Here is a 26,946-nt window from a genome sequence, read left to right on the forward strand (position 1 = left end):
GAAAAATTCATGGCAAACCTCATTTTTATCGACAATTTCGATTCATTTACTTATAACCTGGTAGACCAGTTCCGCGCACTCGGACATCAGGTGACGATTTACCGGAACAATATCGAAGCGACTCAGATCATGACAACGATTAGTCAGACAGAGAATCCTGTCGTAGTGCTTTCTCCGGGGCCAGGAATCCCTTCAGAAGCCGGTTGCATGCCGGAACTGTTGCAAATGATCCGAGGTAAAGTCCCGGTTATCGGTATCTGTCTGGGTCATCAGGCCATTGTTGAAGCTTACGGCGGTCGGGTCGCCGGCGCCGGTGAAATCGTTCACGGCAAGATATCACTGATGGAACATCAGCAACACGCGGTCTATCGGGGTTTACCTTCGCCCATGACCATTGCAAGATATCACTCGCTGGTGGCTACAGAGACTCCGGATGTACTCACCGTCACCGCAGAGGTAAATGGCTTAGTCATGTCGGTAATTCACGAACAGGATAAAGTCTGTGGATTTCAGTTCCATCCTGAATCTATTATGACCACTTACGGCGCACAACTACTGGCGAATACTATTGAATGGGCACTTCAGTAAATACAGCATCACAATAATTTACTGAACTGAAGAATAATACCAATCAAAGTAATTAAATAATCAGATAATTACCGCGATTGGTATAACACAGGGAAAAAGGACAACATGCAACCAATCATTGATAAACTGTTCTCACAGGTTTCATTGTCGCAAGAAGAAGCCCATGCACTCTTTAATCACATCATTCAGGGTGAGATGGCACCGATTCTGATGGCTGCGGTGCTGACCGCACTGAAACTGAAAGGTGAGACACCCGAGGAAATCTCCGGCGCAGCGCAGGCGTTACTGGATAACGCAACGCCATTCCCCCGCCCTGACTACGATTTTGCCGACATTGTCGGCACCGGCGGAGACGGAGCAAATACATTCAATATTTCTACAACGGCTGCATTTGTCGCGGCAGCCTGTGGTGTCAAAGTTGCCAAGCATGGCAACCGGGGCGTTTCCAGTAAATCCGGTTCTTCTGACCTGCTGGATGCATTTGGTATCAATCTGGCAATGACTCCGGAAGATACCCGGGCTGCTTTGGATGAACTGGGCGTCGCCTTTCTGTTTGCACCTCAATACCATGGTGGTGTCCGGCACGCGATGCCAGTCCGGCAAACACTGAAAACCCGGACCATCTTCAATATTCTTGGTCCGCTGATTAATCCGGCACGCCCGAATATCGAGCTGATGGGAGTTTATGATCCGGATCTTATCCGGCCGATTGCCGAAACCATGCTCAAGATGGGAATGAAACGCGCAGCCGTTGTTCATGGCTCAGGACTGGATGAAGTCGCCATTCACGGACCAACCCTGGTCGCAGAGATCCGTGACCAGCAAATTACCGAATATCTCTTAACTCCTGAAGACTTCGGCCTGCAAACATATCCGTTATCAGCCATTCAGGGCGGAACTCCTGAAGAAAACCGCCAGCTCATTGAAAATCTGTTAACCGGAAAAGGAACGGAAGCACAAATGGCGGCTGTTGCGGTGAATGTAGCGCTGTTGCTTCGTCTCTTCGGTCAGGAAGATTTAAAAGCCAATGCACAGCAGGCAATTGATGTCATGAAATCAGGACAGGCATTTCAGCGCGTCCGTCAACTTGCACAGCGGAGCTAACGCATGACCGAACAGTTATCGGAACATATATCAAAGAAACATACGGACATGGCCGAAGTACTGGCAAAAATCGTCCGGGACAAATATATCTGGGTAGAACAGCGTCAACAGACACAGCCACTGGAAAGCTTTAAGAACTTGCTGAAGCCATCAGACAGAAGTTTTTACGATGCGCTTAGTTTTAAAAATACGAATAGCTCTGAAAATACGAATAGCTCTGAAAATATGAACGCAGGAAAAACGGCGTTTATTCTCGAATGCAAAAAGGCATCGCCGTCCAAAGGACTGATTCGGGAAGTTTTTGATCTGGACTATATCGCGTCAGTATATAACCAGTATGCCAATGCCATTTCCGTATTAACTGACGAGAAATATTTTCAGGGTAATTTTGAGTTTATCCCACAGGTACGTAAGCAGGTCAAACAGCCAGTCTTGTGTAAAGATTTCATGATCGACAGTTATCAGGTCTATCTTGCCAGACATTATGGTGCAGATGCGATTTTACTGATGCTCTCCGTATTGGATGATGAAACTTATCAGGCATTGGCTCAGGTTGCTCACCAACTGAATATGGGTGTATTGACTGAAGTCAGTAATGAGGCTGAACTGGAACGGGCTGTGGCACTCAAAGCGAAAGTTGTCGGGATTAATAACCGTAATCTGAGAGATTTATCGACGGACCTGAACCGCACCAAAGTACTGGCACCGAAGCTACCGGAAGGCACCACGATTATCTCCGAGTCCGGAATTTATACCCACCGTCAGGTCAGAGAGCTTTCCGCTTACGCTCAGGGATTCCTGATCGGTAGTTCTCTGATGGCAGAACAAAATCTGGAGCTGGCAGTCCGCCGTGTGATCCTCGGAGAAAACAAAGTCTGCGGCCTGACCCGACCGGATGATGCTGCAAAAGCTTACCGGGCCGGAGCTGTTTATGGCGGGCTGATTTTTGTTGAAGCTTCTCCCCGCTATGTCGATTCTGAATCCGCCCGTCTGACAATGTCCGGCGCACCACTTCGATATGTTGGCGTGTTCCAGAATCACCCGGTTCAACAGGTTGCCGAAATAGCCAATGAACTTCAGTTAAGTGCTGTCCAGCTTCATGGCAACGAAGATCAGGCATATGTGAATCAGCTCCGGGAGATTCTGGATGCTCATATCGCAATCTGGAAGGCTTACGGTGTTGCCGATCAACTCCCGGAGCCGCTGGCCCAAAATGTCGACCGTCATCTGTACGATGCCAAAGTCGGTCAGCAAAGTGGCGGAACAGGACAGACATTTGACTGGCAGCAACTAACACGTGTTGAAGGTGTCATGCTTGCCGGAGGTTTGTCTCCTGAAAATGCCGGAGAAGCAGCATCACTCGGGTGTGACGGACTGGATTTCAACTCAGGTGTTGAGTCTGCCCCCGGAGTAAAAGACGCCCGGAAGTTACAACAGGTATTTCAAAAAATCAGAAATTACTAGTCGTCGGAATACCGACGCCTGACAGAACAGATAAGGAATGAATCATGTCTAAACTTAACGCCTATTTCGGCGAGTACGGTGGTCAGTTCGTACCACAAATACTGGTTCCGGCACTGGATCAGTTGGAGCAGGCTTTCATCGATGCTCAGCAAGACCCTGAATTTCAGGCTGAATTTATGTCACTGTTACAGGAGTATGCGGGTCGTCCCACAGCACTGACTCTGACCAAAAACCTCACCATCGGTACCAAAACCAAACTTTACCTTAAGCGGGAAGATCTCCTGCACGGCGGCGCGCACAAAACCAATCAGGTTCTCGGACAGGCGCTTTTGGCAAAACGCATGGGTAAAAACGAAATCATTGCTGAAACCGGAGCCGGACAACACGGGGTAGCAACCGCGATTGCCTGCGCCCTGCTGGGATTAAAATGCCGGGTTTACATGGGCGCTAAAGATGTTGAACGCCAAAGCCCGAATGTTTTCCGGATGCGTCTGATGGGCGCAACTGTCATTCCCGTTCATTCCGGTTCTTCAACACTGAAAGATGCCTGTAATGAAGCGATGCGTGACTGGTCAGCAAGTTATGAGACATCCCATTACCTGTTAGGAACGGCCGCCGGTCCCCATCCTTTCCCGACCATTGTCCGGGAATTCCAGAAAATGATCGGTGAAGAAACAAAAAATCAGATTCTGGCCCGGGAAGGAAGACTGCCTGATGCAGTCATTGCCTGTGTCGGTGGTGGTTCCAACGCAATTGGGATGTTTGCCGACTTTATTGAAGAAGAGAACGTCCGCTTAATCGGTGTAGAGCCTGGCGGCAAAGGAATTGAAACACATCAACATGGTGCTCCGCTGAAACACGGAAAAACCGGTATCTATCTGGGAATGAAATCACCGCTGATGCAGGATGAGCATGGACAGATTGAAGAATCTTATTCAGTTTCTGCCGGTCTGGACTTCCCGTCAGTCGGCCCACAGCATGCCTATCTGAATTCAATCGGCAGAGCAGAATATGTCAACATCACGGATGACGAAGCCCTGGATGCATTTCAGGAGCTGGCCCGCAATGAAGGTATCATTCCGGCCCTTGAGTCTTCCCATGCATTAGCTCATGCCCTGAAAATGGCCCGTAGTGAACCGGAAAAAGAGCAGACACTGGTTGTCAACCTATCCGGACGTGGTGACAAAGATATCTTCACCGTCCATAAAATCTTAGAAGAAAAAGGAGTGCTGTAATGAATCGCTACCAAATGCTCTTCCAACAGCTTGCGGAAAAAAATCAGGGTGCATTCGTCCCTTTCGTAACCATCGGCGATCCAAATCCTGCACTCTCTTCAGAGATCATCAACACGCTGGTTGAAGCCGGAGCAGATGCACTTGAACTGGGAATCCCATTTTCCGATCCGCTGGCAGATGGACCGACGATTCAGGGAGCCAATATGCGGGCTTTGGATGCGGGAACGACCCCGGACATCTGCTTTGAGCTAATTGCCCAGGTACGGCAGCAATATCCGTCGTTACCGATCGGACTGTTGGTGTACGCCAACCTTGTTTATGCCCGGGGAATCGATAACTTTTATCACCGTTGCCAGCAGGCCGGAGTCGATTCAGTTCTGATTGCCGATGTCCCGACCAATGAAAGTGAAGTTTTTATTCAGTCCGCTGAAAAACATGGTATTGAGCCCATTTTCATCGCACCGCCAACCGCAGATAAAGAAACTTTAAAAACTGTCGCATCACTGAGCAAAGGATACACTTATCTTCTTTCCCGTGCCGGAGTGACCGGTGTTGAAACTAAAGCGGGAATGCCGGTCGACACTCTGCTGGAAACATTGAAAGAGTTTCAGGCTCCGCCAGCATTGCTCGGATTCGGAATTTCAGAACCGGCTCAGGTGAAACAAGCTCTGACCGCCGGAGCAGCAGGTGCAATTTCCGGCTCTGCAATTGTTAAAATCATTGAATCCAACCAGAATGATTCATCCATCCTACTGACACAACTGAAACAGTTTGTGACAGCTATGAAAGCAGCGACACAGCAATAACCAACCTTCAATGCGGTTTCCCCCCGGAAACCGCAAATCGTTCCATATACTATTATTCAAACTCATTCATGCAAACAATGATTTTGCAATTGCAATCTTCCCTAGCATAATTATCTGGTACAAATATCTTTTGCCAAACGTTTGCGCAAATTTGCTGACTATTGAGGATTTTCACAACACATACCTTGATCATGCAGAAATATCAGTGTAAAAACCTACCCGGAATATTTATCCACAAATGTTAACAATGTTGGTGGGTAATCCTAGGAAATTGCAAATTCATAACACAAGGGTTACGGAAGTGTTAAAAGAAAAGAGTTTATTATCAAATATTGGTTTTCAGGTTGTCATTGCGATGATTCTGGGTTCTGTCGTTGGAGCCACGATGGGGCACGATGCCGCAATGTTCTCACCATTGGGTGCGATCTTTATCAATCTGATCAAGATGCTGGTTATCCCACTGGTCGCAGTTGCACTGATTTCTGGTTCAGCAGGTCTGGGTAACAGCCACTCGGCAGGAAAAGTAGGTGCTGTTACACTCGGTTATTTTGCTGTGACCTCTGCTCTGGCTGTGGCTTTAGCGCTGTTGATGGGTGAAGTATTCCAGCCAGGTATCGGTATCGATGTCTCTGGTGTAGAAGGGATGTTCTCTTCTGAATACGCGTCAAAAGGTGAACTTCCTACTTTCTGGGCAACCATCATCGGTATGATCCCAACCAACGTTTTCCAGTCACTGAATAACGCAAACATTCTCCAAATTCTGGTTTTCTGTCTGTTTTTCGGGATTGCAATCGCAAAACAGAGCGAAGAGAAACGTACACCGATCATCAATGGTGTCAATACTATCGTTGATGCGATGGTCTGGATGATTAACAAAGTCATGGTCATTGCTCCTATCGGTGTTTTCGGCCTGATGGCAGAAGCTGTCGGTACGTTTGGTTTTAGTGCCCTGACCGTTGTTTTGAAACTCTTTGTTGTCTACGTTGCTGCCATTCTGATTTTCGGTTTCGTTGCTTACCCACTGATGATTCAGATTTTTACTAAAACTTCAGCCCGGAAGTTCATTGGTGCCATGAAAAAGCCTCAGGCTGTTGCCCTGTCAACTGCATCTTCGATGGCAACACTGCCTGTCACCATGGATACGGTTGAGAATGATCTCGGCGTAAGAAACTCAACTGCCTCTTTTGTGCTACCTCTGGGTGCAACAATCAATATGTCCGGTAATGCAATTTACTACGGACTGGTTGCCATCTTCTTCGCCCAGTTGTTCAACATCGATCTGAGTATGGGTTCTTACATCGCAATTATTGTGACTGCGACACTGGGTGCTGTTGGTCAGGCTGGCGTTCCTGGGCCTTCCTTCCTAGTGGTAGCCGTTCTTCTGGCCGCAGGAATTCCAATTGAAGGCCTACCATTGCTGTTTGCCCTGGATCGTATTTTCGATATGATTCGAACTGCTCTGAACATCACCGGCGATGCTGCATGTGCTGTCATTGTAGATTCTCTAATCGAAGAGCCAGCAACAGAAGGAAATACAGCAGAGCAAGAAGCCTGATTCTGGTTTGCTCTCGCTTGATTGATAAAGCCACTCATTTTATGAGTGGCTTTTTTATGATCAATGAATAGGGTTCACTGCCAATTTTTCATCAGCTATAAAAAACAGATTCTGTTATTTGTGACAGAACCTGTTTCAGTACATATATAAAGAAGATAAAAATATTAAATGATCCAAAAGGTCAAAATGTTATTTACTACAATGACCCTGCTTCGCCATTTTTAGCTTTTCTATCACTTTTTTTCCTTCTTCTGAGCTGACTTCTTCTAAACCAGCACCACCGACAAATACACCAAGTTTGATATACTGTTTAATGAAGTAGTTTTCACCGCTTTTAGTCGATACGGACAAAATGTTTGGCGAGAATTCTGATTCAGTCGAAACCTGATGTTCTTTATCTCCGGCAACTTCTTTATAGAAGAAAACATCCGGTGCAGTTTCTCCGACACAATCACCGTCAACCCACACATCTTTTTTCAGTGCGCCACCCAGAGCTCCGGAACGGTAAATATACAATCCTGCATGACCTTCAGACGGAGGATTAAATGCCTTGGCCTGAGTGGTCGTAGCATCATCTTCCAGAGGAACAGTTGCACAGCCCGCAAATAAAACAGAAACACAAGCAATAGTAACTAGCCTTTTGTACATTATGAGTTTCCTTTTTAATAAAAATACATATACCCGTACTGATTCGATGATGTTTCTGTACCAGTTCTATGTAGCTAAGAGAACAGTCATCTTCATATTCAGATCTACCTCAGAGAAGGTCAAAACATTATAAATATATACATTACTTATGAAACTAATATTTAAGTCATTATCAGATCTACATCTTAAATAAAAGCCAAATAATAAATTACATGCACATCATTCGGATGTATAAAATATGAACAATCATAAGATAATTCTCTTATCCTATGGTTTGGTTCATTCATTCCAGATCATAAAAGTGACTTTCTCTAAAGCAATTCAGCAGAATCCCGAAGTACTGAGTTATTTGCACAGAAATCCCTTCCGACCGGCAGAAATCGTGACAAAAAGTTATCTGACTATTCAGATAGCCGTCAATTTTGGTTAGACTGTGTCGATCTCTAGTGAAGGACTGAATACTAATGAAACAACTGATCGACTTTATCCCACTTATTGTGTTTTTCGTACTGTTCAAGCTGTACGACATTTATGTGGCGACCGGTGCACTGATTATTGCCAGTGCAATACAGATTGCCATCACCTACTTCTGGTATAAAAAAGTCGAAAAAATGCAGGTCATTACCTTTGTGTTAGTCGCCGTATTCGGTGGCATGACTATCTTCCTGCACGATGACAACTTCATTAAATGGAAAGTCACAATTGTCTATCTTGTCTTTGCCGTCGGCCTGACGATCAGCCATCTTATTGGTAAATCTGCGATCAAAGGGATGCTGGGAAAAGAGCTTCAGCTTCCGGACTATGTCTGGTCAAAAATCAACTGGGCCTGGGTACTATTTTTTGTTGCCTGCGCCATCATTAATGTCTATATCGCATTCAAGCTTCCTTTAGATGTTTGGGTCAGCTTCAAAGTTTTTGGCCTGCTGGTTGCGACTCTGGTTTACACCCTGCTTACCGGAGCATATATCTATACCCAGTTACCCAAAGATGAAGATGACAATCAGTCATAGAAAGTGTGAATTGCATCGGTTCTTTCTTGCATCTGTGTGAAATCCGATGCACCATTTGTTATTGTTCCGGCATGGTATGAATTCATTGTATTTTATTGATGAATTTAAACATATCCGGACAGCGTTCAAGTTATGCAGTACGAAGTGATGAACTCTGAAGTAAATACCCCGAAAGGCCAGCTCCTTTCACGAACGCTTGCGATGCCAGCAGACACCAATGCCAACGGCGATATTTTTGGTGGCTGGATTATGTCGCAGCTTGATTTAGCCGGAGGAATTCTGGCGAAAGAAATCTCACATGGAAGAATAGTTACCGTTTCCGTGTCGAGTATTACATTTAAGAAACCGGTCAGCGTTGGAGACGTGGTCTGCTGTTATGGTGAATGTGTCCGAATCGGCCGAAGCTCAATGTCAATTGAGCTCGAAGTCTGGGTAAAACCGGTCCATGCACATGGTATTGGTGAACGCTTCCAGGTATGTGAAGCAACGTTCAATTATGTTGCGGTCGACAGTGACGGACGCCCCAGAGCGATTGAACTTCATCAGTAAGATGAAACTATTATTTTCTCCCGGGAAAATCACATTCCGGAGAGTGAACCAAAGTCAGGGTCATATCACCCTGCTTTTGTTATAAGGATATCAATATGTGGTATGTCATATTTTCTCAAGACGTTGAAAATTCTTTGGAAAAACGGATGAGTGTCCGGCCGAAACATCTGGAAAGATTGCAACAACTACAAAATGAAGGACGCTTGCTGACAGCAGGCCCATTGCCTGCCATCGACTCCGAAAACCCGGGAGAAGCCGGATTTACCGGTTCAACAGTCATCGCTGAGTTTGCGTCTCTGACCGAGGCCAAAGCATGGGCAGATGCCGATCCTTATGTCGAAGCCGGTGTTTACCAGTCTGTTATCGTCAAACCCTATAAACAAGTTTTTTAACGATTTGAGAATAACCTTTCATGATAAGAAAAATATGTATTACAGTTGGGCTAGTTGCTGTCTTAATGGGTTGTAGTAATCAGGGTAATCAAAAACAATTGGAACTGCTTGCTGCCAACAGAGCAAGCGTACTCCAGGCTGAATTACCGATTAAATCCGGGCCACTGTCCATCATGCGGGCTACGGCCAAAAAGAATGTGATTGAGATCATGATGATCTATAACAGTGACGCTCCGAAGGCCAAATCGACTCAGTCACTCTTAGAGCACAGTATCAAGAGCTACTGTACTGATACATCAACCAAGTCCAATCTGGAAGCGGGTCTGGCGTACCGGATTAAAATCCGTAATACCCGGGGACAATTGTTGATTGATCAACTCATCGATCAGGCAACCTGTAAAAAATATTAACCGGATAAACTACAAGAGCCCCGATTCCGGGGCTCTTTTTCTTTCAGATAGATTATGCTGCCTGTTCTTCCCAGTTTGCACGAAGTGTTTTGGCCGCGGCAACCATATTACGCAGTGCTGCTTCCGTTTCCGGCCAGCCTCTGGTTTTCAGGCCACAATCAGGATTCACCCATAGTCTTTCCGCCGGAATAGCCTGAGATGCTTTCTTCAGCAATTCAACAATCCATTCCTGAGACGGAACATTCGGTGAATGGATATCATAAACACCCGGACCGATTTCATTCGGATAATTGAAGGCTTCAAATGCATTGAGTAACTCCATATTCGAGCGGGAAGTCTCAATCGTGATCACGTCAGCATCCAGAGCCGCGACAGATTCAATGATTTCATTAAACTCGCTATAACACATATGCGTATGTATCTGGGTCTGCGATGCTGCACTGGAAGCTGCAATACGGAAAGACTGTACAGCCCAGTCCAGATAGGTCTGATGATCGCGTTTCTTCAGCGGTAATCCTTCCCGGATAGCCGGTTCATCAATCTGAATAATGTTGATCCCTGCGTTTTGCAGATCTGCGACTTCATCCCGGAGTGCCAGAGCCAGTTGCTGGGTAATTGTCTTACGGGAAATATCTTCCCGCGGGAAGGTCCAGCACAAAATAGTCACCGGTCCGGTCAGCATCCCTTTCATCTGCTTTGAAGTCAGAGACTGGGCATACTCAGACCATTCAACTGTCATTGGTTTTTCCCGCTCAATATCGGCGACGACAATCGCAGGCTTCACACAACGTGAACCGTAGCTCTGTACCCATCCAAAACGTGTAGTCTGAAATCCGGATAAATTCTCAGCGAAATATTCCACCATATCATTTCGCTCAGCTTCACCATGAACCAGCACATCCAGCCCTAAAGCTTCCTGACGCTCGACAGCTTCCTGAATATGAGATTTTAAAGCACTCTTATAGTCATTTTCTGACAAACGCCCCTGTTTGAAATCATTACGCACTTTTCTGATTTCGCTGGTTTGGGGAAAAGAACCAATTGTCGTGGTCGGTAAGAATGGTAAACCTAAGGCTTCTTTCTGATATTCAGCACGCGCCTCATAAGGTAAATCCCGGGCCGCCAGAGCATCAGTAATGGCTTCGACCCGTTCACGAACATGCGGTTTATTCACTTGCTGGGATGCACGACGTTGTTCAATCGGGCGACTGTAGTTCTGACATGCTTCAATAGCAGCAACATCACCATCTAACGCCGCACCGAGCAGACCCAGTTCTTCAACTTTCTGACGGGCAAAAGCAAACCAGCTCCGGGTTTCTTCACTCAGTTCGCTCTCCAGAGATAAATCCACGGGACTATGTAATAACGAACACGAACTTGCAATCCACAAACGATCACCCAATTGCTCATGCAGTGGTTGTAACTGCTGTAGTAATGCTGCCAAATCAGCCCGCCAGACATTACGTCCATTAATCACCCCAACAGACAGTACCCAATGCTCAGGTAATTTCCCGGCAACGCTATCCAACTGTTCCGGAGATGAGACCAGATCTATATGCAGCCCGTCGACTGAAAGTTCTGTCACCTGATCCAATACATCGGTAATCGAATCAAAATAGGTTGTCAGCAAAAGTTTGGTTTTTCCCTGCAACTGCTGATAGGTGGATTTCAGAGCACCCAGCCAGGACGCATCTAATTCCAGAGCCAGAATCGGCTCATCGATCTGAACCCACGACACCCCCTGTTCTGCCAGCTTCGCCAGAATTTCCTGATAAGCAGTAATTAACTGAGGCAGCAGCGACAAGCGTTCAAAGCCATCTTCAACAGATTTACCCAGGTACAGGTAACTCAATGGCCCCAGTAATACAGGTTTCACCTGATGTCCTTGTTGAATAGCTTCATTCACTTCATCAAACAGTTGCGGCCAGCTCACTTCAAATGAATCCTGGGCCGAAAATTCCGGCACAATATAGTGATAGTTGGTGTTAAACCATTTGGTCATATCGGATGCAGCACTTCCCTGACAGTCACATCCTTGCTGAGACTGACCTCTGGCAATCTTGAACAGCGTATCAATGTCGATATCACCATTCCGGTGACGCTGTGGAACATGCCCCAATAGCAGAGAGGTTGCCAGCACATGATCATACCAGGCAAAATCTCCGGCAGTGACAAACCCAAGCTGATGCTTCGCCTGCAATGTCCAGTTCTCCTGGCGAATCGATGCACCTACGGCTTCAAGCTGAGCCTGATCCAGTTCCCCACGCCAGTATCCTTCTAATGCAAACTTAAGTTCTCTTTTTTCGCCGATACGGGGAAAACCTAAGATATGTGTTGTTATTGCCATGAGTACCATCCTTTTGATTGATTATTTTTGTCTTTAAGACTTGGTTGCTGATTTATTTATCGACATTCAAAGATGTCTGGATGGCTAAAATATCCTGCTAAATGGCATGTGTGACAATCTCCAATTATTCAACTGGTACATTAATAAAATTCATGACCAGAAAATAAAGTTGAATTTAATTAACTGGAATAGACGTCCAGATGTTTACATGCCATAAATTTCAGCGTAATTTAGTAAAAATATTCAACTTAATTTATTAAAAATGAGGAAAACTCATGTTAGAAATCAAACATCTGAAGACGTTGATTTCACTACGGGATACCGGTTCTCTCACAGCAACGGCAACAGCACTACATCTGACTCAATCGGCACTGTCCCATCAGATTAAAGATCTGGAATCCCGGATTGGCAGCCAGCTTTTTCTCAGAAAAACACGCCCGGTCAGATTTACATCCGAAGGCGAAATTCTGCTGCGGTTGGCAGAAGATGTTTTACCCCGAATGGCTCAGGCCGAACATGAGATTGCCAGTATCAAAGAAGATGTGAATGGTCGGCTGCACATGGCGATTGACTGCCACTCCTGCTTTCAGTGGCTTATGCCGGCGTTAAAGGAATACCAGCTTAGCTGGCCGGATGTAAGTCTGGATTTTTCTTCCGGATTTGGTTTCGAGCCTCTGCCGGCTCTGTTGGCCGGAGAGCTGGATCTGTTGATTACATCAGATATTATGCCGCGCTCAGAGATTCACTATGAGCCATTGTTTGATTTTGAAATGCGTCTGGTCACTGCGATTAATCATCCGCTGGCGGAATCTGACTGTATTCAGCCGGAAGATTTAGCCGGGCAGACGATGCTGACTTATCCGGTTCCGAAACAACGCCTTGACGTTTATAAACATTTTCTTCATCCGGCGGGAATAGAGCCGCAAAAGTGGAAACAGGCTGATAATACACTGATGCTGGTTCAGATGGTTTCAGCCGGCTTGGGTGTCGCTGCGCTTCCCAACTGGGCCATTAGTGAATTTTCCCGTCAGCGTCTGATCACCAGTAAACCATTGGGACAAGGGTTATGGCGACGCTTGTTTGCTGCAGTCCGTAACGGAGAAAAAGAAAAACGCTACCTACAGGCCTTCTTCGCCACGGCACGCCAGCAGTGTAAAACTCATTTAGAAGGGATAAAAATAGCCTGATACTCTCATGTCCTGATACAAAAAACATCCGCCAGTAAAACTGGCGGAGTATGATGAATCACAGGACTTTAGCAAGAAATTGCTGTAGCCGGGGATGTGGCGGACGTTCAAATACAACCTGGGGAGTGTCATCAACCAATAGTGCACCATCTTCCATAAATAGCACCCGATCGGCAACTTCCTTGGCAAACCCCATTTCATGGGTCACAATAACCATGGTCATCCCTTCTGCTGCCAGTCCTTTGATAACATCCAGAACTTCCCCGACCATTTCCGGATCAAGCGCTGAAGTTGGTTCATCGAACAACATCAGATCAGGTTCCATCGCCAGAGCCCGGGCAATCGCAACCCGTTGCTGCTGCCCACCGGACAGATGGGACGGATAATTATTCATCCGTTCAGCAAGACCGACCCGTTGCATCAGTGCTTTTGCTGCGACCTCAACTTCTTTGGCCGGACGCTTGGCAACCTTTAATGGTGCCAGCATCACATTCTCCAGAGCTGTCTTATGCGGAAACAGATTAAAGCTTTGGAATACCATGCCGACATTTTGCCGTAACTGATTGATATTAGTTGATTTAGCGTACATATCAACGCCATCGACTACAATTGAGCCTTCATTAATCGCTTCAAGCTGGTTCAATGTACGCAGAAAAGTGGATTTGCCCGAGCCGGATGGTCCGATAATCGCGACCACTTCTCCTCTCCTGACGGTTGCACTGACGGCTTTCAGTGCATGACAACCATTGGGATAAAATTTTTCAATCCCTTTGGCAACAATCATGTCTTCACCGGTATACTGACTAGTCACTGGCCGATAACCTCTTTTCTAACACTTGGATTGCCCACGACAGTGAACCGGTTACAAGCAGATAAAGTGCTGCTACGGTAAACCACACTTCAAATGGTGCAAAACTTCCGGCAACAACTTCCCGCCCGGCTTTGGTCAAATCGGTAATCGAAATCACCGAAACCAAAGACGAGTCCTTGATCAGATTAATAAATTGCCCTGCCAATGGAGGTAGCGTCCGCTTAAATGCCTGAGGCAATACGACATAGCGCATCGCTTGCGGATAGGTCATCCCTAAAGAGCGTGCGGCTTCCATCTGACCGGTCGCAATAGACTGGATACCTGCCCGGATAATTTCTGCAACATATGCGCCGGTAAACACGGATAATGCCACAACACCGGCGGTAAACCGATCCAGATCCAAAACGGTACCGATGAAGAAATAAACGATAAAAATCTGCACCAGTAATGGCGTACCGCGAATAATTTCAACATAAGTCAGGGAGAGATCCCGGGCGGTATGATTTTTAGAAACCCGCATCAGGCCAAAAATCAGCCCCAGCAGAATCGCAAAAAACAATGAGATAAAAGAGATTTTAACCGTGACCCAAAGCCCCATGGCTATCGGTCCGAATTTCCAGTCTTTGACTTGGGCAAGCGTGTCCCCTTCAAAGACCAAATCTCCATTACCAATAACCCGCCGATCATATTTTTTGATGACCTGATCCGGGTTTCCGTTATCGAATTTCACGATAATCTGGTCGCCTTCGATCACCGAGGTTCCGTCACCCTGAGCACGAATATCCTGCATCTCAGTATTGACGATATAGGGCCACAGGCGATCCCAATGCCAGTTATAATTAATCGTCTTGCCGGAGAAATAGATGGCACCTACCAGCAGAACCATAATCACGGCATAAATTCCATGGCCTATCCAGCGTCTGGATTTTGACTGCATTACAATGATTCTCTTCTGTTTACTGATCATCCGGACAAGGGGAAAACCCCCGGTCCGGTACTTCATATCAATTCAATATAGCTAAAAAAGTATTCAGAGGATTACTGAACGTCTTTCAGCCAACTGTCAGATTTGAACCATTTGTCATAAATGCGCTGATAAGTACCATCGCCTTTCACCTGGCGCAGGTAATTATTCAGGAAATTAAGGAAATTAGGATCATCCTGGCGAATTGCCCATCCCAGAGGTTCATAAGTAAACGGTGTATCCAGATGGGTCACCTGCTGAGGATGCTGAGCGGCATAAATTGCATTGTATGGCAGGTCATAAACGTAGGCATCAGCCTTACCATTCGAAACCTGAAGAACGGCATCAGCTTCTGTATCATAAAGATCCAGTTTCGCTTTCGGGATATAACGTTTGGCAGCTTCTGCTCCAGTGGTTCCCAGCTTACTGGTCAGTGTATATTTCGGATCATTCAGATCCTTATAACTTTCAATCTTGCCAGCCAGTTTCGGAGAAATCAGCACAGACTGTCCGATGACAATATACGGGTCGGCAAAGTTAACTTTCAGGTTACGTTCCGGTGTAATAGTCATTCCGGAGATAATAATATCGCACTTATCGGTCTGAAGTGCCGGAATAATACCATCCCATGCCGTATTGACCGGAACGAACTTCACTCCGATAGATCGTGCCATATGTTTTGCCATGTCTAAGTCGAAACCGACAAAACGACCATCTTTGGTTTTCATCTCGAATGGCACATAACCAGCGTCAAAACAAGCTCTGAGCTCCCCTTTGTTAAGGATGTTCTCCAGTGCAGATTGCGGTGCTGCATTAACCTGAGTCGTCAACGCGGAACACGCAAGTACCGCGCCAGCAATTGCTGATTTTAATAATTTATTCATACTGTCCCTTTATGATTTTTATATCTATCTGCGACCATTTCCATCAAGAAATGCGATGTTGTGTTGTGATCTGCGCTGAATGATTCAGCCCAGTTATCTGTAACATAGTGCGACAGAACGGTAGCACTTTTCAATACTTTCTTCACAATTAATAACAACATTATCTACAAAGTATCTACCTATACGGACAGTTGCTTATCTCCTGTAATCTTCGCTTAAAATGCAGGTTTTTGAGCGTGTTCAATAAGATCCATTGAACGAGAGATGACAAATCAACCCAGTAATCTATCCAGTTCCGCGATAAGATCTTGTGGGTTTTCTAGACCAATTGAAAGTCGGAATAATCCATCTCCGGCGTAATCCCGGTACTCTTTTTCCTGTTCCACTGTCATATTGTAGGTTGATTCCATCAAATCAGCCGTTTTCAGCAAGACTGCCAGACTACGCTGATGCCCGATGGAATAAGCGTAATAGAACAATCGGGCATCTTCGGCAAAGCGCCGGGCAATCTCATCCATGTCATCCGTCTGAAATACAATAATGCCACCACCATGAGCCATCTGTTGACCCGCAAGCTGATACTGGGGGTGAGAAGCCAGTCCCGGATAATTCACCTGCTTTACCCGGGGATGCTTTTCAAGCCATCGGGCAATCTGGAGTGCCGACTCACTCATGGTTTTCATCCGTGGATATAACGTCTCGATCCCACGCATGATCAGCCATGCATTATGGGCGTTGATCGTTGCGCCGAGATAAACCCCTGCCCTTGAACGAATCTGAGCTATCAGCGCTTTTCTGCCGACAACACACCCACCCAGAGCATCCCCGTGACCATTCATGAATTTGGTCAGGGAATGAACCACAATATCAACACCCAGAGTTACCGGTCGGGTAATCACCGGCGTTGCAAATGTTGAATCAACCGAAAGAAGTATATTGTGTTGTCTGGCTAAATCAGCCAGTTGTTTCAGGTCGGTCAGACGTAATAGCGGATTACAGGGACTCTCAGCATGAATAAGTCTGGTATTGGGACGAATCGCCTTCGCGACAGCTTCCAGATCCGTCAGATTCACCGTACTCACTTCAATCCCGTAATCCGGCAATATCTCTCTTGCCATTTCATAAACCGCTGCGTAACAGACATCACTGATGATCAAATGATCGCCGACTCGCAAGAATGAGAAAAATACTGCCGACAATGCCGCCATTCCTGTTGTCGTCGCATAAGCATCATCGGTACATTCCAGTGCAGCGATTCGCTGTTCCAGTTGCCGGACTGTCGGGTTAGTCCAGCCGGCATAGAGAAACGGTGCTTCCGTCAGATCATCGATCCCATGTGCTGAAAATGAACCATCCTCCGGGATAAAACAGTGATTCACAGACATCGCAATAGGCGGTGTCATTGCTTGTGTTTCCCGGTCAGGTACAAATCCGGCAGAAAGCGCCAGCGTTTCAGGACTGTATTGCGAAGGCTGAGTAGACATAAACGATAAACTTCCATTAGTTTCAGGATGGGTGCGCCAGAATAGTATCTGGTAAAAAATGGGCAGTTAAACGGCAGAATTACCTATTCTCGACGTGTTTTTCTGCATTATTTATGACAATATGCAGAAAATCCGCGTTCAAGAACACTTAATCACATGCCACTCGACCTATTTGATAAAAAGATACTTGATATCATGCAACGAAACTGTCGGCTCCAGACAGAAAAAATTGCCGAACAGATTGGGCTATCCGCCTCAGCAGTGCAGCGGCGTATCAAGAAGTTACGTCAGGAAGGTGTCATTCAACAGGAAGTAGCCATCATTGATCCGCAATATCTGATGAATCATATGAGTTTTATAGCGGGTTTGGAGATTGAGCGGGATAACTACCAGACTTTATCCCACTTCAAAAGCTGGGCCGAACACAAAGAAAATATCCAGCAAATCTATTATGTCACCGGCCAGTTTGATCTGATGGTACTGGTGACTGCCGCAAGTGCACTGGAATATGATGCCTTTATTGAAAAGCTAATGCAGGCAAACCCCAGAATCCGGCGTGTCACGACTCATGTCGTTCTGGATAGTCCCAAACGTACTTTCTATACACCAATACCAGATGAGCTCTAGACTGGATAAGATGGATAGAAAAAAGCCGGGAGAATACATTCCCCCCGGCGGCTGTCCGACACGCTTTAGTGCTCAGCTTTAAATTGATTTGTTAGCGGATCATACTGATAGCCCAGATGACCTAACTTATCGACAACCACCTGAGAATCAAGTTCATAAGTGACAGTCAATTCCTCAAAACTTTCACATTCCAGCCGCAATTTCTCATTGACAATACCAAGCAGAATAGAACTGTCTAAACGACCAACGTTTGAAAAATCCATAACCACACTCCTTTGGGTTGTTCCAAATCCCGTAAGACACAGAGACTGATCGCCTCTGAATAATCTCAAATATAAGTGTAGTTCTAAATTTGACTAACTAAAATAAAGCTGATGGAATCCGCTCACTGAGGTTAATAGCACCAGACAGGAAATTGCCAGTTGAATTCTATCAACACTCTTCGTCGTCAGCAGATGCCATGACCAGATAATCACTGCGGTCACCAGCAGAGAGAAACAGACCAGAATCAACTGGAGTGTATCTTGTAACTGAGAAGATGCCATACCAGAAGTAAACGGAACGATACAGAGAGTCAGCAGCATTGCTGCCAGAATCCCTGCGACCGGCAGCAGTCGGTGAAAAGCTTGCAAACGGGTTCTGGCAACCGTTAGCAATAAATGTGCAGCCATTGTACCCAGCAACAGGCATGACAGTACCATCATCACGGCCGCAATCCAGTTCGGTGCAGTCAGCACATCATGTAATAAAGTTATCCCAGCCAGCACATTCGCCAGATAAAGAATCTTGAGAGGTCCTTCTTGCCGGGTCTTTCCGGTTTTGACCTGAGAGTAAAAATATCCCGTCAGGGCAACTACCAGCAGGACATACAGATGCTGGGTAGCAACCAACAGCCATAACACCAGCAAAACCGGGAGAAGACGGTGAATTCTTCCTCGCTGTCCGGGACAAATCTCTCCTTTTGCTAATACCAGCGTAAGTATCAATTGAGCACCGGCAGCCATCGGGACCAGTACGGAAATAAGTGCATTCAGCATAACAACATCTGACGATAGAATGGGATAGCGGGATCATACCAAAAACCCCCACAGAAGAAAGCCGGATTATGCAGATTTACCAGTCTGAACCATCTGGCCGGTATCATCAGAGATAAAATCAATATCCCTGTTTATTTTGTGGACGGATGATGCTGGCGACGCCCTTCACTTGCCGCTATAATGCCCGCCGCACATTCATGAGGTCAAAATATGCACAGCAACATCACGCCGATTCATCACTATGAGAAATACTGGGCCGAGTGCTTCGGCAATGCGCCATTTCTGCCGACCAGCAGAAAAGAAATGGACCAGTTAGGCTGGGATAGCTGTGATGTCATCATCGTCACCGGTGATGCCTATGTTGACCATCCAAGCTTTGGTATGGCGATTATTGGCCGCCTTCTGGAATCCCAGGGATTCCGGGTCGGCATCATTCCGCAGCCGGACTGGCATAATAAGCAAGACTTTATGGCTCTGGGCCGTCCGAACCTGTTTTTCGGGATCACTGCCGGAAACATGGATTCGATGATCAATCGCTACACTGCGGATAAAAAGCTTCGCCACGATGATGCCTATACACCCGGCAATGAAGGCGGCAAGCGTCCTGACCGGGCGACACTGGTCTATTCTCAGCGCTGTCGCGAAGCATATAAGGATACGCCCATTGTTTTAGGCGGTATTGAAGCCAGCCTGCGGCGGGTTGCCCATTATGACTACTGGTCTGATAAAATCCGCCGTTCGGTTCTGTTCGATGCGAAAGCCGATATCCTGCTCTTCGGTAATGCAGAGCGGGCGCTAATCGAAGTAGCCCACCGGCTCGCCAAAGGAGAATCAATCCAGTCAATGACCCGAATTCGCGGCACCGCCGTGATCTGCTCAGAAGCACCGGAAAATTACCGAATTATTGATTCTTCCCGGATAGAAAAACCAGGAAAACCGTTTGTACCGACCAATCCTTATCAGGCTGAGCCTGCCTGCGAATCCAACGCAGAAAATGAGTCGGCAGCACAACCGATTACTGTTCGCCCTTCCCGGCATGATGCGGAAACAACGGCGGTACGTCTGCCATCTTATGAGAAACTGGTCAATGACCGTATTCTCTACGCACACGCCAGCCGTGTTCTCCATCTGGAGACTAACCCGTATTCCGGCAGAGCATTAATTCAAAAACATGGCGACCGGGAGCTATGGGTTAATCAGGCTCCAATTCCGCTTTCCACAGAAGAGATGGACTTCGTGTTTGGCCTGCCTTATGCCCGAGTTCCTCATCCACGTTACGGAAAAGCTAAAATTCCGGCTTATGATATGATCAAAACCTCGGTCAATATCATGCGTGGATGCTTCGGTGGCTGCTCCTTCTGCTCCATCACAGAACATGAAGGCAGAATTATTCAGAATCGCTCGAAAGAATCCATTCTGGATGAACTTCAGGAGATTCGGGACAAAGTTCCCGGCTTCACCGGTACTATCTCAGACTTAGGCGGACCGACAGCCAACATGTACCGTCTGGGCTGTTCCGATCCGAAAGCTGAGGCCAATTGCCGCCGCCCTTCCTGTGTCTTTCCGGGAATCTGCCATAAATTAAATACGGATCATAAACATACGATTGATCTATACCGGGCAGCCCGTCAGGTCGAAGGTGTCAAAAAAGTACTGATTGCTTCCGGCGTCCGTTACGACCTGGCCATTGAATCACCGGAATATGTCAAAGAGCTGGTCACCCACCATGTGGGTGGCTATCTGAAAATTGCACCGGAACATACAGAAAAAGGCCCATTGGATCTAATGATGAAACCCGGCATGGGAACTTACGAACAATTCAAATCTATGTTCGAAAAATACAGTGCTGAAGCCGGAAAAAAACAATACCTGATTCCCTACTTTATTTCGGCCCACCCCGGAACTGAAGATGAGGACATGCTCAATCTCGCGTTATGGCTGAAGAAAAACAATTTTGAATGCGATCAGGTACAGAATTTCTATCCTTCTCCTATGTGTAATGCAACCGCGATGTACCATGCTGAGACCAATCCACTGAAGCGGGTCAAATATAAGAAACGGGAAGTCGTTCCGGTCGCAAAAGGCGAGCGTCAACGCCGTTTGCACAAAGCGTTACTACGTTATCACGACCCGAAAAACTGGCCTTTGCTACGACAGGCACTCACCGAAATGGGGAAAAAACATCTGATTGGTGACGGACCTCATTGTCTGATTCCGGCAGAAGATCAACAAAAACAGACACCGGCACAACGGAGAAAATCCGGCAGACATGGTGCCAACCGCTTTGCCACGAAACACTCCAAATCCCAGCCGGGATTTGCCCCGCTACGGGAAGGTAACGGAAATAATCATCATGGAAAGCCCTCCCGGCCCCCCAAATCACAACAACGGGGGAAAAATGCCGGAAAATCGAAGCCCGTAGCATAATTCCATAAAAAAACGCAGCCAGTCCGCTGCGTTTTTTAACAATGATTCAGGCCTTGATTTATGCGTATTCAGCTTCAAATTCTTGCATAAATGCAACGAGAGCCTGAACACCTTCAAGTGACATCGCATTATAAATCGATGCCCGCATACCACCGACAGCGCGGTGGCCTTTCAGTGCAACCAAACCTCTTTCTTTTGCCAGCTCAAGAAACTTCGCGTCAAGTTCCGGTTTTGCCAGCTGGAACGGAACATTCATCCGGGAACGGTTATCCGGGTGAATCGTATTCCGATAGAATGGTGACTGATCAATATAACCATAAAGCGCATCGGCTTTCTCACGGTTGATCTGTTCAATTGCTTTCACGCCGCCCTGACTCTTCAACCATTTGAAGACCAGACCAGAGAGATACCAGGCATAGGTTGGTGGCGTATTGAACATCGAATCTTTTTCCGCCAGCACTTTATAGTTCAGCACACTTGGCAGAGCATTCTGAGCCAGTTCCAGCAAATCATCGCGCACAATCACAATTGTAATACCTGCCGGACCAATATTCTTCTGTGCTCCGGCATAAATCACACCATACTTACTGACATCTATTTCCCGGGACAGAATGTTAGAAGACATATCCGCAACAATAGGTTTATCCGTCACAGGTAAATCGTTGATTTCAATTCCGTCAATTGTTTCATTTGGGCAGAAATGGACATATGCCGAATCTGCATCGACTTGCCATTCGCTGGCAGGCTTCACCGCTGTCTGCCCATCAATGTTGGTTTTTGCATCAAAGACATCAATTTCACAGTATTTTTCTGCTTCATCAATAGCACTTTCTGCCCAGTATCCAGCGTCAATATAGGTCGCTTTAGTCGCCTGTCCCAATAAATTCAGCGGAACCGCGGCAAACTGAGCTCTGGCGCCTCCCTGACAGAACAGTACTTTATAATTATCAGGAATATTCAACAGATCCCGAAGATCCTGCTCCGCCTCCTGGGCGACCTGAATAAACTCTTTACTGCGATGGCTGATTTCCATCACGGATGTGCCCAGTTGATTCCAGTTGATAAACTCGGCTTGCGCCTTTTCCATCACGGCTTTCGGTAAAGCTGCAGGGCCTGCACTGAAGTTATACACGGTGTCAGACTTTAACTCCATGGGTTCGTTGCTCCTACGGTCAATCATACGGTTATTATAGTGACTTTGATTAATATCACTTTTTATGCGACAAAAAAAGCAGAAAAGAGGCGAATTGCCTCTTTTCGGATATTAGAACTTCAATCACCCTGAATAAGGGGATTGAAAGACACAAAACGTTTACATTTTCATCATCAACGACATCAGTAAAACCGTCAGCGGCACTTCTTTCCCGCTATCAAAAACAAGGTTACCATCTTTTACCACGGCATCCATCTGATAAACATCTCCGCTTTCCTTCATCATCTCCATCGCAACCAATTCGTCAACTCCCTGACGAAGTACCGGAAATGCTTCTGCAACTGTCCGGGGAACATGGCTCTCAACATGGCCCGTCAGTTTTTTGACAATAGCAAACGGATCCTGTGCCATCCCTTCAGTTGCTTCCGGTAATTTCAGGTCCACTTTTGATTCAATCTGTCCCTGAGGCAAACCGATATCCAGCTGTTCCAGAGACATTGAAAATCCTTTTGATACCAGTTGATCCAACGCTTTCTGTAAATCCTGGGTATCTTCCTGACTCATCTCCGTATAATGTTCCACGACCCGGGCTATCTCAGCCAGACTATCGGCATCAAGCTGCCCCATGGAGAAAATCACATTCAGGTGCTCAATCACACCATCCTGAGCTGAAATGTTAGCAATATTGAACTGTTGACGGGTGTCATACCGTTCACGGTTAGCATCCAGAGATGATGTATTCTGATAACCTACTTTCTCTAAAGTAAACTGCTCCAAATCAGCAGAATCAGACATCTCCGCTTTCTCAACCTGCAAAGTCTGGGAACCGACCCAGAATCCCTTCTCTTTCTTTCCCTGTCCGTTACCACGAATATTGTCCAGCTTCACCTGAAAATCTGTGTCACTAAACTGGACCGATGGCATATCAAGCTGATAATCAACTTCTCCCAATGTCGTCACAGAACCGGAAAGTGATGCCGGAGTTAAAGACAACGACCACGCATTTCCCTGATAATGAATGACCTGACTATCCATCTCAAACTGAGTATTTCCATTGAGTTGTGTCCGGGTTGTGATTTGCACCGGAATATCCTGATGATCTTTGAGCCGGGTCATCGCATCAATCGAAAAAAGACCATGTTTCACCTCAGTGCTAAAAACCCATGAGGTCGGGAAACCATCATCCTGCATCTGTTCTTTTAACCCCGGATCAATCACCTGAATTTCTGTTTCAACATGAGATGAAAAATACCCGCGATCGTAAGTCAGAATTTTTCCGCTAACTAACCGATTATTAATCGTTGCTATATTGTCATTAAATACACTTTGCGCAATCTGTCCGACAACCAGCGGCCAGGAAGCGACCAGACAAACCGCACCACCAACCGCAGCTATTTTTTTAAGTTGATTCATAACAAAGGATCTCTTTTGTTTATTGTCTTATTCTACTGTGTATATCTAAGTAACCATTGTATATCTAAGTAACCATCAAACCAGATGGGCAGAAGGTCACTTGGGTATATCATTAAATTTCACCGGCAAACCGTTCATTATAGAACTTAGCTCTCATCCTGATTTGTAAAACCTTGGTAAAGTTTAAGAAAAACATCCCTGCCAGTGAGAGCATTGTGAACGACTATGCGATTATCTGTTTAGATAACAATCCGATTAGTGTGGAACAGTATCAAAGTGAGCTGACACCTTTTACCGGTCTGTTTGATCTCTACTGTGTAGATTCTATCAGTGACGCTCAGTATACACTGGATTTTATTCACGAACGTTCACAAATTGTCGCTTTAGTGATTGCCTGCCATCATGATGCACTCAACGGCGCAGACTTTCTAATCCAGCTGGATAAACTTCCCCATACAAAGAATGCCCGAAAAGTACTCATCAGTGCGGGAAAAGATATTCAGGCGATTCTTTCAGCCGTTAACGAAGGCAGACTGGACCACGCTCTCACCAAACCCCTTCCCAACCGGATGCTGTATAAAACGGCCTACAAAGAGCTGACTCATTTTATTCTCAATGCAGAATCTGACAACTTACTGGACTACAGTCAAGTTCTTGATCAGAAACAACTACTGCGGGCTCATGTAGATAATTCGATGAGAAACTTCCGGCAGGGTTTCATCAATGATTACCACCAGATGAGCGATACCGAACTGGCTGAAAACGTCATAATTTCGCTGTATTCATTCTTTGAGAAAAAAGATGAAACACGCGCCTGCCGAACCTATTCCCCCAATCATCTGCTGACAAGAGAAGGGGAAGAAAATCAGTTTTTGTGGTTTATCACCAAAGGTGAAGTTGCCCTGTTTAAACAAGATGAATTAGGACATGAGCGTGAAGTTGTCCGCCATCAGAAAGGCAATCTGGTTGGCGGCATGTCCTTCGTTACCGGCGAACCTTCTTTTTCTACAGCAATTACGCTGACGAAAACCCACGTAATCAAGCTTGACAGAGATGTTTTTGCTAAAGTCATGCATTCCAATAGCCAGTTACTACCACTGTTTACTAACCTGCTTTTACGTCACTTTAACCGACGCCTGCAACGCAGTATTACCACAAAGCTGGAGTTACAGAAAACACTCGAATCTCTGGAAACAACTCAGCAACAATTAGTGGAGCGGGAAAAACTTGCCGTTCTCGGTCAATTGGTAGCAGGTGTAGCTCATGAACTGAATAATCCTGTTGCAGCTATTCTCCGGGGAGCAGAAACGCTGGCAGAGCAGATACAATGGATTTTCAACACACATACAACTGCTTTTACCGAGCAGGCGGCCACACTGCTGCACCACTCGATGACTGTCTCACCTATTTCTACCTCAGAAGAAAGACAGCGGATTAAGGAACTGGAAACAAAATTACCAGACCGGAGTCTGGCGAAAAAACTGGTCAAATTAAACCTGGACAATGATGACGATCTGATAGAACAACTGAATACGGATAAGACACAGGCAACAGCTTATGTCCATCAACTGGAGCATTACATGAGGACCGGAACCTCTTTGCGTTCTGTTCTTATCTGTGCTCAGCGGATTGCCGATATGGTCAAGGGGTTGAAAAGTTATGCCCGGACCGACGATGAACGGTATCTCACGGTCAATATTCATGAAGGTCTCGAAGATACACTGGTTATTTTTGAAAACCGGCTCAAAAGGCACCACCTGATTAAAGAATATGCGGACACATCTTTGGTCTACGGCCAGCCGACAGCCCTGCAACAAGTCTGGGTTAATCTGCTTTCAAATGCGATTGATGCCCTTCCCGAACAAAATGGGCAAATTGAGATACAAACCCGTATCACAGAACATGAGCAACGCCCTTATCTCTGCGTCACCGTCGCAGATAACGGCATCGGAATTCCGGATGAGCTGAAAGAGAAAATTTTTGAACTAAACTTTACCACCAAAAAGGAAGGAAACTTCGGTTTGGGGATCGGACTTTCAGTCTGTCAGCAGATTATTCAACAACATCAGGGCTGGATCGAGCTCGACTCCCGGGTTGGTGAAGGAACTGCGATTCATGTTTATCTGCCTCTGGAGAATTCAGAGTCAGATAAACACACGCAATCATGAATAAGGAGCACACATTATGAATCAACGCTATTTGATCCTCTGTGTTGACGACGAGCGGGAGATTCTGGACAGCGTGGCACAGGATCTGGATTGCTTTGAAGAATATTTTGTCGTTGAGGCTGCTCAGTCGGTCCCGGAAGCACGAGAAGTCATTGCCGACTGTCAGCAACAGGAAATACCGCTGGCTCTGATTTTGTGTGATCACATTATGCCGGAACAAACCGGGATTCAATTTCTGATAGAACTTAATACTGATCCTCAGACGGAGGCTGCCAGAAAAATTCTGCTGACGGGTCAGGCAGGGCTCGACGATACTGTTGAAGCAATTAATCATGCATGCCTGGATTTTTACATCAGTAAACCCTGGCAGGGAGATGAACTTCGCCAGGTCGTCAAACACCAACTCACCCAGTATATGATTCAAAATGAATCAGATCTTTCTCCCTGGGTCAAAGTACTGGATGCTGCCGAGATATTATCGGCACTCTCACAACGACGAAGTGAATTTGGTGAATAACCAAAGTCAGAAGCATCATTTGTACAAAAAATTCTCGCCTATGCCATAAAGATGTTTAATTTGTCATTTATGGCATTGTATTTGCAATTTATTTACTCACACGACAAAAGCATGACACTCTTACGGTAGCATTATGCCTCCTATTCGGTTTATGATGCGATAAAGG

General features: G+C 46.1%; 25 protein-coding genes. 15 read left to right on the forward strand and 10 right to left on the reverse strand.

Going from position 1 to position 26,946, the window contains the following annotated elements:
- Positions 1–9: 9 nt before the first annotated feature.
- The 6 genes from OCU74_RS09225 to OCU74_RS09250 all read left to right on the forward strand — a co-directional run bounded on the left by OCU74_RS09225 (position 10) and on the right by OCU74_RS09250 (position 6,752).
- A complete protein-coding gene (locus OCU74_RS09225; RefSeq protein WP_087479450.1) occupies positions 10–588 on the forward strand; it encodes an aminodeoxychorismate/anthranilate synthase component II in 579 nt (192 codons plus the stop codon).
- A gap of 105 nt (positions 589–693) precedes the next feature.
- Entirely contained in the window at positions 694–1,692 is a 999-nt protein-coding gene (gene trpD, locus OCU74_RS09230) for an anthranilate phosphoribosyltransferase (RefSeq protein ID WP_087479451.1), read from the forward strand.
- A 3-nt stretch (positions 1,693–1,695) separates the two neighbouring features.
- A complete protein-coding gene (gene trpCF / locus OCU74_RS09235; protein WP_087479452.1) occupies positions 1,696–3,156 on the forward strand; it encodes a bifunctional indole-3-glycerol-phosphate synthase TrpC/phosphoribosylanthranilate isomerase TrpF in 1,461 nt (486 codons plus the stop codon).
- A 44-nt stretch (positions 3,157–3,200) separates the two neighbouring features.
- On the forward strand, positions 3,201–4,391 hold the full coding sequence (gene trpB / locus OCU74_RS09240; RefSeq protein WP_087479453.1) for a tryptophan synthase subunit beta: 1,191 nt from the start codon (positions 3,201–3,203) through the stop codon (positions 4,389–4,391).
- On the forward strand, positions 4,391–5,197 hold the full coding sequence (trpA, locus tag OCU74_RS09245) for a tryptophan synthase subunit alpha (RefSeq protein WP_087479454.1): 807 nt from the start codon (positions 4,391–4,393) through the stop codon (positions 5,195–5,197). The genes trpB and trpA overlap by 1 nt, the downstream gene beginning before the upstream one ends.
- Before the next feature lie 238 nt (positions 5,198–5,435).
- Positions 5,436–6,752: a dicarboxylate/amino acid:cation symporter gene (locus tag OCU74_RS09250; RefSeq protein ID WP_200807654.1), complete on the forward strand. Its 1,317-nt coding sequence runs from the start codon at positions 5,436–5,438 to the stop codon at positions 6,750–6,752.
- 189 nt (positions 6,753–6,941) lie between these two features.
- On the opposite strand, the gene OCU74_RS09255 is transcribed toward OCU74_RS09250, so the two are convergent.
- Positions 6,942–7,400 (reverse strand): DUF2846 domain-containing protein, encoded by a 459-nt coding sequence (locus OCU74_RS09255; RefSeq protein WP_087479455.1) that lies wholly within the window; start codon positions 7,398–7,400, stop codon positions 6,942–6,944.
- Positions 7,401–7,864: 464 nt separating this feature from the next.
- Here OCU74_RS09255 and OCU74_RS09260 point away from each other — a divergent pair, with 464 nt between their 5' ends.
- From OCU74_RS09260 to OCU74_RS09275, 4 genes are all read left to right on the forward strand, one after another.
- A complete protein-coding gene (locus OCU74_RS09260; protein ID WP_087479457.1) occupies positions 7,865–8,410 on the forward strand; it encodes a septation protein A in 546 nt (181 codons plus the stop codon).
- 147 nt (positions 8,411–8,557) lie between these two features.
- Positions 8,558–8,959 (forward strand): acyl-CoA thioester hydrolase YciA, encoded by a 402-nt coding sequence (gene yciA / locus OCU74_RS09265; RefSeq protein WP_087480089.1) that lies wholly within the window; start codon positions 8,558–8,560, stop codon positions 8,957–8,959.
- 95 nt (positions 8,960–9,054) lie between these two features.
- On the forward strand, positions 9,055–9,351 hold the full coding sequence (locus OCU74_RS09270) for a YciI family protein (protein WP_087479458.1): 297 nt from the start codon (positions 9,055–9,057) through the stop codon (positions 9,349–9,351).
- Positions 9,352–9,371: 20 nt separating this feature from the next.
- The gene (locus OCU74_RS09275; protein WP_087479459.1) at positions 9,372–9,761 is read left to right on the forward strand and encodes a GspS/AspS pilotin family protein; all 390 of its coding nucleotides are present in this window, start codon (positions 9,372–9,374) and stop codon (positions 9,759–9,761) included.
- 52 nt (positions 9,762–9,813) lie between these two features.
- Here the strand turns inward: OCU74_RS09275 and metE are convergent, their stop codons facing one another.
- Positions 9,814–12,108, reverse strand: a complete 2,295-nt coding sequence (metE, locus tag OCU74_RS09280) for a 5-methyltetrahydropteroyltriglutamate--homocysteine S-methyltransferase (RefSeq protein ID WP_087479460.1) — start codon at positions 12,106–12,108, stop codon at positions 9,814–9,816.
- 275 nt (positions 12,109–12,383) lie between these two features.
- Between metE and metR the strand changes: the two genes are divergently transcribed.
- On the forward strand, positions 12,384–13,295 hold the full coding sequence (gene metR / locus OCU74_RS09285; RefSeq protein WP_087479461.1) for an HTH-type transcriptional regulator MetR: 912 nt from the start codon (positions 12,384–12,386) through the stop codon (positions 13,293–13,295).
- Positions 13,296–13,353: 58 nt separating this feature from the next.
- Here the strand turns inward: metR and OCU74_RS09290 are convergent, their stop codons facing one another.
- The 4 genes from OCU74_RS09290 to OCU74_RS09305 all read right to left on the reverse strand — a co-directional run bounded on the left by OCU74_RS09290 (position 13,354) and on the right by OCU74_RS09305 (position 17,438).
- Positions 13,354–14,079 carry an amino acid ABC transporter ATP-binding protein gene (locus OCU74_RS09290; RefSeq protein ID WP_087480091.1) on the reverse strand — a complete coding sequence of 242 codons (726 nt, stop codon included), beginning with the start codon at positions 14,077–14,079 and terminating at the stop codon, positions 13,354–13,356.
- Between the two features lie 19 nt (positions 14,080–14,098).
- Entirely contained in the window at positions 14,099–15,043 is a 945-nt protein-coding gene (locus OCU74_RS09295) for an amino acid ABC transporter permease (protein WP_087480090.1), read from the reverse strand.
- A gap of 101 nt (positions 15,044–15,144) precedes the next feature.
- On the reverse strand, positions 15,145–15,954 hold the full coding sequence (locus OCU74_RS09300; protein WP_087479462.1) for a transporter substrate-binding domain-containing protein: 810 nt from the start codon (positions 15,952–15,954) through the stop codon (positions 15,145–15,147).
- Between the two features lie 272 nt (positions 15,955–16,226).
- On the reverse strand, positions 16,227–17,438 hold the full coding sequence (locus OCU74_RS09305; RefSeq protein ID WP_087479463.1) for a trans-sulfuration enzyme family protein: 1,212 nt from the start codon (positions 17,436–17,438) through the stop codon (positions 16,227–16,229).
- A 156-nt stretch (positions 17,439–17,594) separates the two neighbouring features.
- Between OCU74_RS09305 and OCU74_RS09310 the strand changes: the two genes are divergently transcribed.
- The gene (locus tag OCU74_RS09310) at positions 17,595–18,065 is read left to right on the forward strand and encodes an Lrp/AsnC family transcriptional regulator (RefSeq protein ID WP_087479464.1); all 471 of its coding nucleotides are present in this window, start codon (positions 17,595–17,597) and stop codon (positions 18,063–18,065) included.
- 65 nt (positions 18,066–18,130) lie between these two features.
- On the opposite strand, the gene OCU74_RS09315 is transcribed toward OCU74_RS09310, so the two are convergent.
- Positions 18,131–18,328, reverse strand: coding sequence for a DUF4250 domain-containing protein (locus OCU74_RS09315; protein WP_087479465.1), 198 nt, complete (start codon positions 18,326–18,328; stop codon positions 18,131–18,133).
- A gap of 93 nt (positions 18,329–18,421) precedes the next feature.
- Complete coding sequence (locus OCU74_RS09320) at positions 18,422–19,102, reverse strand: hypothetical protein (RefSeq protein WP_087479466.1); 681 nt, start codon at positions 19,100–19,102, stop codon at positions 18,422–18,424.
- 210 nt (positions 19,103–19,312) lie between these two features.
- Between OCU74_RS09320 and OCU74_RS09325 the strand changes: the two genes are divergently transcribed.
- Positions 19,313–21,529 carry a YgiQ family radical SAM protein gene (locus OCU74_RS09325; protein WP_087479467.1) on the forward strand — a complete coding sequence of 739 codons (2,217 nt, stop codon included), beginning with the start codon at positions 19,313–19,315 and terminating at the stop codon, positions 21,527–21,529.
- Positions 21,530–21,587: 58 nt separating this feature from the next.
- Here the strand turns inward: OCU74_RS09325 and serC are convergent, their stop codons facing one another.
- Positions 21,588–22,682, reverse strand: a complete 1,095-nt coding sequence (serC, locus tag OCU74_RS09330) for a 3-phosphoserine/phosphohydroxythreonine transaminase (protein ID WP_087479468.1) — start codon at positions 22,680–22,682, stop codon at positions 21,588–21,590.
- A 159-nt stretch (positions 22,683–22,841) separates the two neighbouring features.
- Complete coding sequence (locus tag OCU74_RS09335) at positions 22,842–24,095, reverse strand: DUF945 family protein (RefSeq protein ID WP_087479469.1); 1,254 nt, start codon at positions 24,093–24,095, stop codon at positions 22,842–22,844.
- Positions 24,096–24,310: 215 nt separating this feature from the next.
- Here OCU74_RS09335 and OCU74_RS09340 point away from each other — a divergent pair, with 215 nt between their 5' ends.
- Together OCU74_RS09340 and OCU74_RS09345 are read left to right on the forward strand one after the other, a co-directional pair.
- Positions 24,311–26,263 carry an ATP-binding protein gene (locus OCU74_RS09340; protein ID WP_087479470.1) on the forward strand — a complete coding sequence of 651 codons (1,953 nt, stop codon included), beginning with the start codon at positions 24,311–24,313 and terminating at the stop codon, positions 26,261–26,263.
- A 16-nt stretch (positions 26,264–26,279) separates the two neighbouring features.
- Positions 26,280–26,780, forward strand: coding sequence for a response regulator (locus OCU74_RS09345; RefSeq protein ID WP_087479471.1), 501 nt, complete (start codon positions 26,280–26,282; stop codon positions 26,778–26,780).
- The last annotated feature ends 166 nt before the right edge of the window (positions 26,781–26,946 follow it).

It is taken from the genome of Vibrio mangrovi (genome assembly GCF_024346955.1).
Classification (GTDB): domain Bacteria; phylum Pseudomonadota; class Gammaproteobacteria; order Enterobacterales; family Vibrionaceae; genus Vibrio; species Vibrio mangrovi.